Raw genomic sequence first — 14,498 nt, forward strand, 5'->3', positions numbered from 1 at the left:
CGCTTTTAAAGCGCCTTTTTTAGTGCTATAAATGTTCCTATCAAAGGGAATTGGAGCCATTGTCATGATTAAATTCACTAAACTCGCAGCACTTTGTTCACTTATCGCATTACCAACACAGGCTTTAGCACGAGATGTCAACGACTTAGGTGTTGATTTACAGGCCGCCACATCAGCTTACATTGTTAAAAATTCAAACAAACGTTACCCAGGTAGTTATAACGGCTCTCGCCTTGAAGGTTGGGCATTAATGTCTTATGTGGTTGATACACATGGTAAGGCAAAAGATATTGAAGTGATCATGGCATCTGATACTCGCGGCAGCGAAGAAAACGCAGAGAAATACTTAACCAACTTAGAGTTTGCACCCGCTACAAAAGAAGGTAAAACCGTAGAAGGGGGTTACCTATTTTCATTTGAAGTAGGTAAGTATTTTAATGGTTACTCAAATGATAAAGCGAGCCGTGGTTTCATTAATGAATACGATGAAATCAATAAAATGCTACAAGCAAAAGAGTTTAATAAAGCTGAGCAAGCATTGGCTGAGTTATACAAAGACCATACTAAAAACACCTCTGAGCAGGCATTGTTTGCTTGGTTGAAAAGCCAATATTATTATCATCAACAACAATGGTTTGGCTTTGATGAGCAGTTGTCTGTAGCCTATTTACTGCGAGCTAAGTTGCCAACGGATATACAATATTTAGTCGCTAAAAGTGCGCTACAATGGTACAGCTTTAAGGGCGATTTTAATCTTGCTTACAATGCTATTTATGCGTTAGATAATATCGAGGGTAAACAGTTTTCAGAAGAAAACAAACTTGCCACCATCAAGCAAATTGATGACTTATTGGCGCGCACACCGCAGATTAATTCACAAATCAATGTTTCAAAAGATAAGCTGTCATATTTATCTTTATCTCGCGGTTCAATCAAAATTGAAGGCGCGAGCGATGTCACTAAATTACAGATCCGCTGTGCTGATCAAGTCGTTGACCTTGAAGCGAGTGAATCGGTTAAATACGTTATTGATGAGCAAAGCAGACGGTGCGGTTTATTAGTTAAATCTGCAAACCCTGCTGAGATTAAAGTGAAACAAACTGGCTATGCCATCGTTAACTCAAAATATGACGCTAGCTAATCGTTTACTTTAAGCGCTTAACATACCTTAGCGTTACGAAATTAATCAACGCCATTAAAAAAGCGATTTCGTAGCGACTAAATGCCACAGCAATGCCGATGAGTCCCATGTTCCAAATACTGGCTGCTGTGGCTGTTCCATACGTTGAATTCTTATTCTTCAAAATGGCACCACCGCCAATAAAACCAATACCCGTGATGATCCCTTCGAGTACTTTTGATTCTGCCTCTGAACTTGTTAAAACAGACATACCCACTAATGCATAACCACAAGATGCAACAGCGACTAATGGAAATGTTCTAAGACCTGCACCATTACTGGTTTTTTCTCGGTCAAATGCCATAGGAAGGGCAAGTAAGTAGGCAATGCCTAGGTGAATTAAATTATCGAGAATTTCATACCAATCAATATTAAAGTCCATGCTTTGTTCCTTGCTATAAAGATTATGATAGCTTTGCAATTTCAATACCCGATCAACAAATCACATAAAATGATGAAACTAGGGACATGTAGCCGGGTTTTTAAAAGCATGCCTTGCTATAATTTGCGATTTTTACGCAGTGCTATGTCATTTTTTCAGCCTTTTGGCTGTTTGAATTTAAGTCATGCTAACAGTATGCTAAACACGCTGACAAAATAGGCTTCACATTGAAACATTCCATCTCCTCTCTTGAAAAAACCGCGCTTGCACTGTGTATGTTTGGTGCACTGATTGCTGTGATTTTGCCTGATGTTATCACTGAGCAAGTTCAGCCGTTTGTACAAATGATTTTAAAATGGATTGGTAGTAGCTTTTTCTTATTGGTGAATTTTTTATTGTTTGCCATCATTATTTTAGCCATTAGCCCACTCGGTAGCCGTAAAGTAGGTGGCGAACACGCTGTTGTTGAGTATTCAAACTTTGGTTGGTTTGCCATGTTGTTTGCAGCAGGAATGGGATCTGGTTTGGTTTTTTGGGGCGTAGCAGAGCCTGCATTACATTCTCTCGACCCTCCACTTAAACAAAGCTTATACCCAGATAGACTAGCTAGTAGCCTCGCTTTAACCTTGGTTAATTGGGGCGCCCATGCTTGGGCACTTTATGCAGTATTTGCGCTCGTGCTTGGGGGATTAACGCAATACAGTGGTAAATCAGGAGATATTTGTGCCCCTGTTTTAACGGCGCTTGGTAATCGCTTTGATAAGTCTGCAAAATTTACTGTGTCGTTTATTGTTAAGTTAATTGCGGTAATCGCTATTTTTTTTGGGGTCGTCGGCACCATAGCTAATTCAACTTTATTGATAAGTAAAGGCGTAGAAATTGAGTTGGGGGTTACTTCAACTTTATTAGTAGGTTCATTAATCGTTTGTTTGTTAGCAGTTATTTATTCGCTGTCGGTTAAATTTGGATTACGACGCGGGGTACAGTCACTGAGTATATTTAACGTACTCCTAGCATTTAGTCTGCTTGTTTGGTTGCTACTAGTGGTGCCAATTGAGCCTATTATAAAGATTGCATTTGATGGAACTGGCTACTATTTACAGTTGCTTGCAACCGGCACTTGGCAATTTGATAGCCAGTTAAAAACGCCTGACTGGGCCACTCATTGGACATATAATTATTACTTTTGGTGGTTAGCGTGGGGGCCATTTGTTGGTGTGTTCCTAGCCAAAATTAGTCAGGGGCGCAAGGTTTGGCAATTTATTTTGGCGGTTGTGTGTATTCCAACTTTAGTCACTATAATTTGGTTTGCGACCTTTTCGGGGGCAGCAATTGAATGGGATAGACTTAACCAAGCAGGTATTTTAGTCGCAATAAAACAAGATTACAGCCAAGGCTTATTTGTATTTTTTAATCAACTAGACTGGCAAGGAACCGTGTTTATTTGGGCCAGCTTATTATTATTGTTGATATTTGTTGCCACATCCGCTGACTCTGCAATATTAGTCATAAGAGAACTGGTTAGCTCTGAGCAAAATAACCGCGTAACCCTCTATGCATGGTGTTTAGCATTATTCCTATGCAGCTTTGCATTATTAATGTTACAAGATGAGCCGTTAAATCGTAGCGTTGCAATTTTAGGCGCTTTACCTTTCTTATTAATATTTCTATTGCAGTTGGTTGGGTTTTTAAAAGAGTTTATTCGCGAGATTTGTGATTAATCTACAGTTTTTTACAGTTAAACTACGCGTTTGTTATTATGCTTATAAAATAAGCTTAAGTGTATTGGAGGACCAATGCTTAAATCTCTGTATCTATTACTTTCTGTTAGTTTGCTCAGTGGCTGTACTGCAATTGGCCTAGTTGCTGATGGTATTGGTGGGCGTGCTAGCCAAGCACAGCCTGCCAGTGCCTATGCAGATAAAAAAGATAATGACCGAGTGAACTATGGTATGACCATGACGATGCTAGGTTATGAAATCGACAAAGCGATTATTGAAGGCTTGGAGAGCGGTAGTAAAGACAAAGACGTTGAGCTTAAATGCCGCCAAATAAGTCGCACAGTAAAGGAATGTGTTGAGGTCAAAGCTGAGCCAAAAAAAAGACCTACATTAATGGATAGTTTTAATGAAGATTAACTTTTCAAAACTTGTTATTTGCTTAATTAGCTACCAATTAGTGGGGTGTACAGTGGCGGGGTCAATAGTCGATGGCTATGCAAAAAACTCACAACCAACAAATCTTGCAACTACAAATGCAAATCAAACTAACAGTACTGTAACCGATGCCGACGGCTTTTCATTCGCAAAGTTAGGCTTCGAAATTGATCGCGCTGTTATTGGTTTACTCAAACCAAATGAAGAACAACCGCAATTAGTTTGCAGGCAAATCACACGCAGTATTAAAGAGTGTGAGGAAGTTAAGCCCTCACACTAAAAATTAAGTATTAATCACAGATACTTTTGATGAAACATTAGGTGTTCATCAATGAAGCTGCTGATAAAGAAGTAACTATGATCATAACCCGCGTGCATGTTAATTTCGGCTGGGTAATCTTTTTCGTTCACGACAGCAAATAAGTTCTCCGTTTTGAGTTGCTCAGTTAAGAAGTTATCGGCCTCACCTTGATCAATACGCATGGGTAAATAATCATCAGTGACGGCATTTTTCATTAATTCACAGCTGTCGTATTCAAGCCAACTTGCTTTATCACTACCTAGGTAATTACTGAACGCTTTTTCACCCCAAGGACAATTAATCGGGTTCACAATCGGGCTAAAAGCACTGGCGCTGACGTATTGTTTAGGGTTTTTAAGTGCAATCATCAATGCGCCGTGACCACCCATAGAATGACCGGCGATGGCTTTTTTGGTCGTCACAGGGAAGTGCGCTTCGATAAGTGCAGGTAACTCAGAAACAACATAGTCGTACATGTTGTAGTGCACATTGTAAGGCGCTTGAGTCGCATTGACATAAAAACCAGCACCTTGACCAAAATCGTAATTGTCATCGTCAGGCACATTTTCACCGCGAGGGCTAGTATCTGGAGCGACAATCGCAATACCTAGTTCAGCCGCTTTTTTAAATGCTCCGGCTTTTTGCATAAAATTTTCATCAGTGCAGGTTAAACCTGACAACCAATACATGACGGGTACTTTATTGGTTTCGCTGGCACCGGGCGGTAAAAAAATCGCAAAGCGCATAGCACAATGTGTGCTACTAGCTTGGTGGGTATATTGTTTATGCCAGCCACCGCTGACTTTTGTTGAGCTTATGTTTTCTAGCATAACCATATCCTTGAAACAAAAGCGCTAGGTATCAACCTAGCGCCAAATAAAAGATTAATAATGAATAACTGAGCGGATGCTCTTACCTTCGTGCATTAAGTCGAAAGCTTCATTGATATCTTCAAGTTTCATGGTGTGTGTGATGAAATCATTTAAAGCAAACTCACCGTTCATATAACGCTCAACAATCTCAGGTAGTTCTGAGCGACCTTTAACGCCACCAAATGCACTACCGCGCCATACACGACCTGTTACTAGTTGGAATGGACGTGTTGAGATCTCTTGGCCTGCACCTGCAACACCAATGATTACCGATTCACCCCAACCTTTGTGACAACACTCAAGAGCAGAGCGCATTACATTAACATTACCGATACATTCAAATGAGAAATCAACACCGCCGTCAGTCATTTCAACGATAACCTCTTGGATTGGTTTGTCGAAGTCATTTGGATTGACTAAATCAGTTGCACCTAGTTTAGTAGCAAGATCAAACTTACTGGTATTGATATCAACACCAATAATACGGCCAGCGCCCGCCATTTTCGCACCGATTATCGCCGATAAACCGATACCACCTAAGCCAAAAATAGCCACTGTATCGCCTTTTTGAACTTTTGCTGTTTTAGTAACAGCACCCATGCCGGTTGTTACACCACAACCAAGTAAACAAATTTCTTCAAGCGGCGCTTCTTTGCTTACCTTAGCAAGTGAAATTTCAGGTAATACAGTGTACTCAGAGAAGGTAGAGCAACCCATGTAGTGATAAATTGGTTGACCATCTTTATAGAAACGCGTTGTTCCGTCAGGCATTAACCCTTTACCTTGCGTTTCACGTACCGCGGAGCATAAGTTTGTTTTGCCCGATTTACACATTTTACACTCGCCACATTCAGCAGTGTAAAGAGGAATAACATGATCACCAACCTCAACATGTGTTACGCCTTCACCGATGGCTTCAACGATACCGCCACCTTCATGGCCAAGGATTGCTGGGAAAATACCTTCAGGGTCTTCACCAGATAAAGTAAATGCATCTGTGTGACAAACACCTGTAGCAACAATCTTTACAAGCACTTCGCCTTTTTTAGGCATCATTACATCCACTTCTTCAATTGATAGTGGTTGATTTGGACCCCAAGCGATAGCCGCTTTTGATTTGATAAAATCAGTCATAACGTTCCCTTATAGTTGTTGGAAGTAAGTATTAAACTTAGTCTATTTTATTTGTTTCTCAATGAATGATAATCTTCGTTTTATTAAAACACTTTTACAGTATGGTAATAATGAATCGTTGGCACGGAATTGATGAGTTTTTAGCGGTAGCAGAAACAGGCAGTTTTACAAAAGCAAGTAAGCTATTGGGTATGTCAGTGGCCCATGTAAGCCGCTATGTGAGCCAATTAGAAGAGCGATTAAACACCCAATTGCTAACCCGAACCACTCGTAAAGTGGTTCTAACGCAAGAGGGGCAGGTATTTGCGCATCAAACAAAACAATTACAGCATGCCATGGATGATGCTACGGCATTACTTGCAGAGCAGCAATTGACACCTAAAGGCAGTATAAAACTAACAGCTCCTGTTATGTACGGTGAAAGTTTTATCATGCCTGCGGTACATTCGTTTATGCAAAAGCACCCAGATATTGAAGTGATCAGCCATTTAAGTAATGAGCAAGTTAATCTATTAGAAGATGGGTATGATCTGGCTATTCGCCTCGGTCATTTAAAAGATTCATCTTTAAAAGCACGGCGCATTAGTCAGCGCAGGCTTGTTATTTGTTGTAGCCCTGAATATATCAATAAATTCGGCCAACCACACAGTGTCAGTGAATTACATCAGCACAATTGCCTTATCGGTAATAACAGTTACTGGCGGGTAAAAGAGCAGGGCCAAGATAAGCACATCAAAGTGGCTGGGCGTTTAGCCTGTAACAGTGGTTGGGCATTGGTTGACGCTGCTATCAAAGGGTTAGGCATCGTGCAATTACCAGATTACTATGTCAATGAACACTTAGCCGATGGCAGGTTGACTGCTGTTCTTTCGAATGTTGCACCTGAACCTGAAGGGGTATGGGGGGTGTATCCACCAAGGCAGTTTATTGCAACCAATGTAAAAGCATTACTTGACCATTTGGTTGCTACTGTTCAAGTATCAGATTTATAATTATTTTTTACAATTTCGCGCATCCCATGCTAGCTAAATCTATGCTAACATGAGCGCATATTTAGCCCTTGGAATACCCATAATTTATTATGTTTCAACCTGTTAGCCTTTTTATAGGGCTGAGATATAGTCGCTCCTCAAAGGGCAATGCCTTTATCTCATTTATTTCATTTTTCTCTATCGCGGGCATTGCTATTGGTTTAATGGCCTTGTTTACAGTTAGTTCAGTAATGAATGGCTTTGAAAATAACCTTAAAACCAACATGCTAGGTTTAATTCCTCATATTGAAGTATCAGCCGAAGATAATTCGAAAGAAACCATGCTGCAGTTAAAGCAGCAACTAGCAAATTCTCAAGATGTTAAACAAGTTAACCTATACCGCCATGGCGAAGCCATTTTACAAACTAACCAAGATTTGCACGGCGTATTGTTACAAGGTCTTTATGATGAAGGAAGCTCCATCTATAACGTAAAAGATAAAATTGTTGCCGGCAATTGGTCACAAGTAATGGACAGCAACTACCATATTGCGATTAGCCGCTACTTGAGTCGAAAATTGGGTATTTCGCTTGGGGATAAAGTACGGGTCATCATGCCTAATGCCAGTTCATATACTCCCCTTGGTCGAGTACCTAGTCAGCGCTTGTTTACTGTTGCTGCACTTTATGAAACACAGTCAGAAATTGATATGTCATTGGCATTTACCAGTGGCTATTCGCTAGGCCGGGTCTTAAAGCTGGCAAAATCAGCAGCACCCAACTTGAGTGTATCGCTGTATGAACCATTTGCTGTTGAGCAAGTATTACAATCTCAGTTAGCTATTTTAAACGATTACAAAGTGACTGATTGGCGAGCTAGCCAAGGGACACTATTTGCGGCTGTGGCAATGGAAAAGCGTATTATGTCGATGTTACTTGGCTTAATCGTGCTCGTGGCAGTGTTTAATATCGTGTCGGCATTAACCATGATGGTGAGCGAAAAACAAAGTGAAGTCGCTATTTTACAAACACTGGGTTTAACTCCCTTACAAGTGCAGCACGTGTTTATGATCCAAGGCTTATATAATGGCCTTATCGGTACCAGTATTGGTGCGTTACTTGGTGTGCTATTGAGTAGCAACATTAATGAATTATTGAATATGTTAGGCATCAATTTACTAGCGGGCGTGAGTTTACCCGTTAAATTTGATGTGATGAGTTTGAGTTTTATTGCCGCAGGGAGTATTGCGATGAGCTTTTTAGCTACCTTGTATCCTGCCAGAAAAGCTGCAAAAGTGAATCCAGCAGAGGTATTACGTTATGAGTGATTTAGTTATCAATTGTCAGCAGCTAAATAAAGTCTATCAAGATGGCGATAACGAGGTTGCGGTATTAAAAGGGGTTGATTTAGCTCTTAAACAAGGCGAAATGTTAGCCATTGTAGGGAGCTCAGGCTCAGGAAAAAGTACTTTACTGCATATATTGGGTACCTTAGATAACGAAAGCTCAGGCAAGGTTGAAATTAAAGGCCAGCAAGTTTCTAAATTAAACCGTAAACAACAAGCCAGTTTCCGAAATGAAAATTTAGGTTTTATTTATCAATTCCATCATCTATTAATGGAATTTACTGCCATCGAAAATGTTGCAATGCCATTATTAATTAAAGGTTTAAGCGCAAAAGCGGCAACCGAAAAAGCCCATAACATGCTAGATAAAGTAGGGTTATCCCATCGTAGCGAACATAAACCTTCGGCGTTATCAGGTGGTGAGAGGCAGCGGGTTGCAATCGCACGTGCATTAGTTACTGAGCCTGCTTTAGTGCTAGCCGATGAACCTACGGGTAACCTAGATAAACAAAACGCTATTAAAATTTACGATTTGATTAAAGAATTAAATACTAGCTTAAAAACCAGTTTTGTTGTGGTAACCCATGATTTAGAACTTGCAGATAAACTAGGCAAAATTGCCTATTTAGATGATGGTAAGCTTGCTATTAAAGAGTCTCAGCATGTTGCTTAGTGCCTTTATTTCTAAACGATTTCGTGCCCATAGTGGCCAAAAAGACGGACAAAACGGTTTTGTTAGCTTTATCGCTAAAGCATCGACAATCGGCATACTTTTAGGAGTCGCCGTGTTAATTGTTGCTTTGTCAGTGATTAATGGCTTTGAGCAGCAATTAGTACATCGACTTTTATCGGTAGTTCCGCAGGTTGAATATGTTGCCCCTAACAAACCTATCAATAATTGGCAGTCAAAAGTTGCTCTACTTCGCTCTCAAGCCGGTGTAACAGGTGCTGCGCCGTTTATAAGTGTTAACGGCATGGCACAATATAAAAGTGAGTTAAAAGCAGTTGAAGTGCGTGGTGTTAGCCCTGAATTTGAAAACCAAGTGTCGGCGTTAAACCAATTCACAGAAGGGCGCTTAGTTAGCCAGCTACAACAAGAAGATGTGCTTTTAGGGCAGCAAATAGTCAACCGATTGGGTCTTAAAATTGGTGACCCAGTTACCTTATTAATCCCACAGATAAACCAGCAAAGTAACACTTTATTGGCGCCAAAGCGTGTTAGCTTGAATCTTGCGGGTATTATAAAAATGGGCGGCCCAATTGATGAAACAGCGGCTTTTATTCGCCTTGATAAAGCGCAAAGTGTGTTGAGTTTTGAGCAAAACCAAGTAACCGGTTTACGTCTACAAGTAGCTGATGTGTTCGCAGCCCATCAAACGGCGATGCGTGTGGGGCAAGTTATTCCTGATTATGTCTATGTATCGAGTTGGTTTAGAACCCAGGGTAGCTTATATCAAGATATTCAAATGGTTCGCACGATTGTGTATATCGTGGTGTTTTTAATAATTGCGGTAGCGAGTTTTAATATTGTTTCGTCTTTAGTGATGGAAGTACGTGAAAAACAGGCAAATATCGCAATTTTAAAAACCATGGGCGCACAAGATAGCACCATTTTAGCAACTTTTGTGATGCAAGGTTTTACACAAGCTTTAATCGGGGTAATTCTAGGCACGATTATCGGTGTGATGCTTGCGTTAAACATCAGTGAACTGTTCACTTGGGCAAGTAATTTATTTGGCGATAACCCGTTACAAGGGGTTTATTTTATTGAGTTTTTACCCAGTAAATTAGTTTGGCAAGATATCGTTATTACGGTGATTGTGACTTTTATCCTCGCTATTTTGGCAACATTATATCCTGCTTGGCAAGCAACCCGTGTCGATCCTGCAAAAGTTCTTGGTAATTAAGGAGTGTTTATGAATAAGCAAAGGATTATCGATTTCTGGTTTAATGAATTAGGACCAGAAGCTTGGTATCAGCAATCTGATGAAGTTGATGCCTTGATTACGGTTGAGTTTTCAGAATGCCTTTTACAGGTTATCGCAGGCGAGCATGCTGACTGGCGAGTTGATGCCCTAGGCTCTTTAGCTGAAATTATCGTGTTAGATCAGTTTTCACGCAATATTTATCGTAATACGGCGCAGGCTTTTAGCCAAGACCCACAAGCACTAAGCTTAGCGCAAAGAGCAATTGAACTTGGCTTTGATAAAAAATTACCTAGCTCTCAAGCTGCGTTTATTTACATGCCGTTTATGCACAGTGAATCTAAAATCATTCACCAGCAGGCTGAGCAATTGTTTAAAGGCATGAGTAATTCTGAATTTGAACTAAAGCACAAAGTGATTATTGATAGGTTTGGTCGCTACCCACATCGCAATAGGATTTTAGGTCGCGAATCAACTCCTGAAGAACTGCAATTTTTGACTGAGCCTAACTCTTCTTTCTAGGTTGATTGAATAGTACGCAAGTAAATTTAAATGCTCTTTGATTGCTTGTAAATACTTGCACAGCGCCATTTTAAACCTTAAAGTGTCAGAAATGTTGTAAAAGAGTAACCACCATGGAACAAAAACAAGCAAGACCATTAACACCAGAAGAACAAGCTGAAGCGCAAAAACAAAGTGTTATTTGGCAAAGAGAATGTTTCGAAAATGCACAAAAGCATTTAGCTGAAAAAGGCGTTATTCCGCAAACTGTTGTAGAAAAAGAAAGCCGTTTTATTGCGCCATTAGTAGCTATTTGGAAATTTAAAGCACAAAACGGTAAGAGCTATTGGGTGATCACAGGTCGTTTACCAACCGATCACGCTGAAGCAAGTGCAGCAAACAATGCACGTGAAGTATTACGTTATTTCTCAATGCAGTGGCAAATGAAGGCTGATCAGCTAATGCAATCAGGTGCGGTAGATAAAACCAAAGCTGATTTTGCTAATCTGTTAATCAACCGTGCCCATGGCTTATATGAGTTATTTGAAAAAGAAGAAATGTGGCAAAACGAGCCAGCATAACTAACTCTGCATACCTTCTAAGAAAAAGCTGAATAATGTTATTCAGCTTTTTTGTTTTACATGTACCTTAATGCACCAAAGTGAATGGCCGCGTATCAAATTGCTTAATAGGGCAGAGCATTCGTTGCCTTGGAATACCAGCTTCCATAAACACTAAACCATCAGCCGAAAAACCATTTTGTTTGAATCTATCTACTTCATTCAATATGCAATTAATGCTGACACAATCACAGCCTTGCTTTTCAGCCAAATTAACTAAGTAATTCAATAATGATTTATAAACCGAACGATTACGGTGTTCTGGTAAAACTGCAATACGGCCGATAAGGCCATCATTACATAAACGCCCAGTAGCAACTGGGCGTTTACCTTCATCTGTAACGAGCACGTGATGTGCTATTTTATCTAGATGGTCAAACTCAATGTGTCTTGGGATATGTAGTTCATATACAAATACCCGCTCTCGGATTTGTTGTAAGAGTTCCTTGTCGATACTCCATTCAACTTCATCTATTTGATAGCCCATACACACACACTCCTAACAAAACCAAATACCCTCATTTAAAAGTGTAGTAAAGGTTTTCAAGAAAATGTGATTATTTTTTGAACTATTTATGTCAGCAGCGGTCACCCATGTCTGATCGGTGAGCTTTGTTATTAATTCAAGGTCAGTTAAATCATGCATGTAATTAACACCATTAATACTTAAAAGTATTTTATCGTCAATTACTTGATAGATAGCGCGGGTACCACCTAAACGCTCAAAAACAACGTCTTCATCATTGAGTAAGTCATTTACGTCATCTAAAGTATATGGCTCTTCTAAAGGCGCTAAATCCATGTCATGCTTTGGCTGACTCATACTGTTACCAAGCCAAGTCTTGAATACTGCGTCATCATTAATTGCAGCAATCATAAGTTGCTTTACTTTTTCTGCTTCAGTTTGGTTAAGCTCACCTTTAGATGAGCGCAACTTAAGCTCTGCATCACCGTATCGTTGATTACCAAGCTCAGTATCGATGAGGTGATCGGCAAATTGTGATAATAAATCGCGTTGGTTTGGCGCTCTAAAACCCACAGAGTAATTAAGTGCATTTTCAACTGCGTAACCTTCATGTGGGCAACCTGGTGGAATATAGAGAATATCTCCCGGCTCTAACACACAGTCGATCACGGCAGGAAATTGCTCAACTTGTAACAGGCTCTTATTTTGTGCAAATTGCTTTAAGTTTGCATCAGGTAAACCAACTCGCCAGTGGCGTTTACCTTCACCTTGAATAATAAACACGTCGTATTGGTCTAAATGCGGGCCCACGCCACCACCCGGGGTAGAGTAGCTGATCATCAAGTCATCGATACGCCAGTTGGGAATAAAGCGAAATGGCTCCAATAGTTGCGCTGCATCGCTATGCCAATGGTCAACTGCTTGCACCAGTAATGTTGAGTGCTTTTCAGTTAGCAAGCTAAAGTCTTCAAAAGGACCATGGTATGCTTGCCAATCATCTGAGTGATTGGTCACAATACGTGATTCAATGCTTTCTTCCATGGCAAGACCGGCCAATTCTTCGGGCTCGATCGGATCTGCAAAATCCTTGAAGCCTTGCTTTATAAGTAATGGTTTTTTCTGCCAATACTCAGCTAAAAATTGCTCTTGGGTTAATGAATTGATGGTTAATTGATACATAACATGACCTAAGCGAATTGATATAAAAAAAGCGAAAGGAAGGCCTTTCGCTTTTTTAAGTCTTAATTTGAATTTAAGCTAAGTTGTCGATGAACTCAACAGCACGACCAATGTAATTAGCCGGAGTTAATTTTTTCATTTCTACTTTTGCTTCTTCAGGTAACTCAAGACCATCGATGAAATCAGCCATGATTTCTTGGTTTACGCGCTTACCACGAGTAAGGTCTTTAAGTTTTTCATATGGCTTTTCGATACCATATTTACGCATAACCGTTTGGATTGGCTCTGCTAGTAATTCCCAGTTTTGGTCTAGTTCTGCTAATAAACGCTCTTCGTTTACTTCAAGCTTGCTAACACCTTTTAATGTCGCTTGGTAAGCGATAAGTGTGTAGCCCATACCAACACCTAGGTTACGTAACACTGTTGAGTCAGTTAAGTCACGTTGCCAGCGAGAAACAGGTAGTTTTTGCGCAAGGTGAGTAAAGATAGCGTTAGCAATACCTAAGTTACCTTCAGAGTTTTCGAAATCAATCGGGTTTACTTTGTGAGGCATAGTTGATGAACCAATCTCACCTGCGATTGTTTTTTGTTTAAAGTGGTTTAGTGCAATGTAGCCCCAAACGTCACGGTCAAAATCAAGTAATACAGTGTTGAAACGTGCAACTGCATCGAATAACTCAGCAATGTAATCGTGTGGCTCGATTTGTGTTGTGAACGGGTTGAATGTTAAACCTAGGCTCGTTACGAACTGCTCAGCGTGTTTGTGCCAATCGTAATCTGGGTATGCACTCAGGTGAGCGTTGTAGTTACCTACAGCACCGTTGATTTTACCTAACATTTCTACGCTAGCAATTTGGTCACGTTGACGCTTTAAGCGCATGTAGACGTTTGCAAACTCTTTACCCATTGTCGAAGGGGTAGCTGGTTGACCGTGGGTACGTGTCATCATCGCAACTGACTTGTACTCAACTGCTTTTTCTTTTAATGCATTTAGAAGTTGGTCACAGTATGGAAGTAATACTTTGTCACGCGCTTCAGTCAGCATTAAACCGTGAGACAGGTTATTGATGTCTTCTGAAGTACATGCAAAGTGAATGAATTCGTTAATTGCGTTAAGCTCTGCGTTATCAGCTACTTTTTCTTTAAGTAGGTATTCAACTGCTTTTACGTCATGATTAGTTGTGCGCTCGATCTCTTTAACGCGTGCTGCATCCGCTTCGCTAAAGTTATCAACAATGGCATTAAGTAAAGCATTAGCCTCGTCGCTAAAAGCCGGTACTTCTTTGATTGCGCTAGCTGCAGATAAAGCTTGTAACCAACGAACTTCAACAGTTACACGGTATTTGATTAAACCAAATTCGCTGAAAATGCTGCGTAGTTCCGTGGTCTTGCTGCCATAGCGACCATCTACCGGAGAGATAGCGGTTAACGCTGAAAGCTCCATAATGACTCCTAAATTGTCTAG

Annotated in this window: 16 protein-coding genes; 10 read left to right on the forward strand and 6 right to left on the reverse strand. The window is 40.3% G+C overall.

What is annotated here, in order from left to right; genetic code table 11:
- Positions 1-64: 64 nt before the first annotated feature.
- On the forward strand, positions 65-1,141 hold the full coding sequence (locus NO991_RS05250) for an energy transducer TonB (RefSeq protein WP_166340301.1): 1,077 nt from the start codon (positions 65-67) through the stop codon (positions 1,139-1,141).
- Positions 1,142-1,145: 4 nt separating this feature from the next.
- Here the strand turns inward: NO991_RS05250 and NO991_RS05255 are convergent, their stop codons facing one another.
- A complete protein-coding gene (locus NO991_RS05255; protein WP_054561617.1) occupies positions 1,146-1,562 on the reverse strand; it encodes an MgtC/SapB family protein in 417 nt (138 codons plus the stop codon).
- A gap of 227 nt (positions 1,563-1,789) precedes the next feature.
- Between NO991_RS05255 and NO991_RS05260 the strand changes: the two genes are divergently transcribed.
- From NO991_RS05260 to NO991_RS05270, 3 genes are all read left to right on the forward strand, one after another.
- Complete coding sequence (locus NO991_RS05260; protein ID WP_300419086.1) at positions 1,790-3,283, forward strand: BCCT family transporter; 1,494 nt, start codon at positions 1,790-1,792, stop codon at positions 3,281-3,283.
- Positions 3,284-3,358: 75 nt separating this feature from the next.
- On the forward strand, positions 3,359-3,700 hold the full coding sequence (locus NO991_RS05265; RefSeq protein WP_166340299.1) for a hypothetical protein: 342 nt from the start codon (positions 3,359-3,361) through the stop codon (positions 3,698-3,700).
- A complete protein-coding gene (locus NO991_RS05270) occupies positions 3,690-3,998 on the forward strand; it encodes a hypothetical protein (RefSeq protein WP_300359943.1) in 309 nt (102 codons plus the stop codon). The genes NO991_RS05265 and NO991_RS05270 overlap by 11 nt, the downstream gene beginning before the upstream one ends.
- A gap of 14 nt (positions 3,999-4,012) precedes the next feature.
- Here the strand turns inward: NO991_RS05270 and fghA are convergent, their stop codons facing one another.
- Together fghA and NO991_RS05280 are read right to left on the reverse strand one after the other, a co-directional pair.
- Positions 4,013-4,849: an S-formylglutathione hydrolase gene (gene fghA, locus NO991_RS05275; protein WP_194441534.1), complete on the reverse strand. Its 837-nt coding sequence runs from the start codon at positions 4,847-4,849 to the stop codon at positions 4,013-4,015.
- Between the two features lie 54 nt (positions 4,850-4,903).
- Entirely contained in the window at positions 4,904-6,025 is a 1,122-nt protein-coding gene (locus NO991_RS05280; RefSeq protein WP_300359945.1) for an S-(hydroxymethyl)glutathione dehydrogenase/class III alcohol dehydrogenase, read from the reverse strand.
- Between the two features lie 110 nt (positions 6,026-6,135).
- Here NO991_RS05280 and NO991_RS05285 point away from each other — a divergent pair, with 110 nt between their 5' ends.
- The 6 genes from NO991_RS05285 to NO991_RS05310 all read left to right on the forward strand — a co-directional run bounded on the left by NO991_RS05285 (position 6,136) and on the right by NO991_RS05310 (position 11,349).
- Positions 6,136-7,017 (forward strand): LysR family transcriptional regulator, encoded by an 882-nt coding sequence (locus NO991_RS05285; RefSeq protein WP_082389169.1) that lies wholly within the window; start codon positions 6,136-6,138, stop codon positions 7,015-7,017.
- 89 nt (positions 7,018-7,106) lie between these two features.
- On the forward strand, positions 7,107-8,324 hold the full coding sequence (locus NO991_RS05290; protein ID WP_138600616.1) for a lipoprotein-releasing ABC transporter permease subunit: 1,218 nt from the start codon (positions 7,107-7,109) through the stop codon (positions 8,322-8,324).
- Positions 8,317-9,015, forward strand: coding sequence for a lipoprotein-releasing ABC transporter ATP-binding protein LolD (lolD, locus tag NO991_RS05295; RefSeq protein ID WP_300359948.1), 699 nt, complete (start codon positions 8,317-8,319; stop codon positions 9,013-9,015). The genes NO991_RS05290 and lolD overlap by 8 nt, the downstream gene beginning before the upstream one ends.
- A complete protein-coding gene (locus NO991_RS05300; RefSeq protein WP_300542941.1) occupies positions 9,005-10,249 on the forward strand; it encodes a lipoprotein-releasing ABC transporter permease subunit in 1,245 nt (414 codons plus the stop codon). The genes lolD and NO991_RS05300 overlap by 11 nt, the downstream gene beginning before the upstream one ends.
- Before the next feature lie 9 nt (positions 10,250-10,258).
- Complete coding sequence (locus NO991_RS05305) at positions 10,259-10,789, forward strand: DUF924 family protein (RefSeq protein WP_300359952.1); 531 nt, start codon at positions 10,259-10,261, stop codon at positions 10,787-10,789.
- 113 nt (positions 10,790-10,902) lie between these two features.
- Entirely contained in the window at positions 10,903-11,349 is a 447-nt protein-coding gene (locus NO991_RS05310; RefSeq protein WP_054551411.1) for a DUF4826 family protein, read from the forward strand.
- 67 nt (positions 11,350-11,416) lie between these two features.
- Here NO991_RS05310 and NO991_RS05315 read toward each other — a convergent pair whose 3' ends face one another.
- The 3 genes from NO991_RS05315 to purB all read right to left on the reverse strand — a co-directional run bounded on the left by NO991_RS05315 (position 11,417) and on the right by purB (position 14,477).
- Positions 11,417-11,875 (reverse strand): GNAT family N-acetyltransferase, encoded by a 459-nt coding sequence (locus NO991_RS05315; RefSeq protein WP_138615853.1) that lies wholly within the window; start codon positions 11,873-11,875, stop codon positions 11,417-11,419.
- Positions 11,876-11,887: 12 nt separating this feature from the next.
- The gene (locus NO991_RS05320; protein WP_294409706.1) at positions 11,888-13,033 is read right to left on the reverse strand and encodes a cupin domain-containing protein; all 1,146 of its coding nucleotides are present in this window, start codon (positions 13,031-13,033) and stop codon (positions 11,888-11,890) included.
- Positions 13,034-13,106: 73 nt separating this feature from the next.
- Positions 13,107-14,477, reverse strand: coding sequence for an adenylosuccinate lyase (gene purB, locus NO991_RS05325; RefSeq protein ID WP_371351740.1), 1,371 nt, complete (start codon positions 14,475-14,477; stop codon positions 13,107-13,109).
- Between the last annotated feature and the right edge of the window lie 21 nt (positions 14,478-14,498).

It is taken from the genome of Pseudoalteromonas sp. DY56-GL22, assembly GCF_041414715.1.
GTDB classification, from domain to species: domain Bacteria; phylum Pseudomonadota; class Gammaproteobacteria; order Enterobacterales; family Alteromonadaceae; genus Pseudoalteromonas; species Pseudoalteromonas simplex.

Excerpts from the sequence above, each read along its gene's own strand:
- NO991_RS05250 (WP_166340301.1), top strand. The coding sequence starts at position 65 with ATGATTAAATTCACTAAACTCGCAGCACTTTGTTCACTTATCGCATTA.
- NO991_RS05255 (WP_054561617.1), bottom strand. The coding sequence starts at position 1,562 with ATGGACTTTAATATTGATTGGTATGAAATTCTCGATAATTTAATTCAC.
- NO991_RS05265 (WP_166340299.1), top strand. The coding sequence starts at position 3,359 with ATGCTTAAATCTCTGTATCTATTACTTTCTGTTAGTTTGCTCAGTGGC.
- NO991_RS05270 (WP_300359943.1), top strand. The coding sequence starts at position 3,690 with ATGAAGATTAACTTTTCAAAACTTGTTATTTGCTTAATTAGCTACCAA.
- fghA (WP_194441534.1), bottom strand. The coding sequence starts at position 4,849 with ATGCTAGAAAACATAAGCTCAACAAAAGTCAGCGGTGGCTGGCATAAA.
- NO991_RS05280 (WP_300359945.1), bottom strand. The coding sequence starts at position 6,025 with ATGACTGATTTTATCAAATCAAAAGCGGCTATCGCTTGGGGTCCAAAT.
- NO991_RS05285 (WP_082389169.1), top strand. The coding sequence starts at position 6,136 with ATGAATCGTTGGCACGGAATTGATGAGTTTTTAGCGGTAGCAGAAACA.
- NO991_RS05290 (WP_138600616.1), top strand. The coding sequence starts at position 7,107 with ATGTTTCAACCTGTTAGCCTTTTTATAGGGCTGAGATATAGTCGCTCC.
- lolD (WP_300359948.1), top strand. The coding sequence starts at position 8,317 with ATGAGTGATTTAGTTATCAATTGTCAGCAGCTAAATAAAGTCTATCAA.
- NO991_RS05300 (WP_300542941.1), top strand. The coding sequence starts at position 9,005 with ATGTTGCTTAGTGCCTTTATTTCTAAACGATTTCGTGCCCATAGTGGC.
- NO991_RS05305 (WP_300359952.1), top strand. The coding sequence starts at position 10,259 with ATGAATAAGCAAAGGATTATCGATTTCTGGTTTAATGAATTAGGACCA.
- NO991_RS05310 (WP_054551411.1), top strand. The coding sequence starts at position 10,903 with ATGGAACAAAAACAAGCAAGACCATTAACACCAGAAGAACAAGCTGAA.
- NO991_RS05315 (WP_138615853.1), bottom strand. The coding sequence starts at position 11,875 with ATGGGCTATCAAATAGATGAAGTTGAATGGAGTATCGACAAGGAACTC.
- NO991_RS05320 (WP_294409706.1), bottom strand. The coding sequence starts at position 13,033 with ATGTATCAATTAACCATCAATTCATTAACCCAAGAGCAATTTTTAGCT.
- purB (WP_371351740.1), bottom strand. The coding sequence starts at position 14,477 with ATGGAGCTTTCAGCGTTAACCGCTATCTCTCCGGTAGATGGTCGCTAT.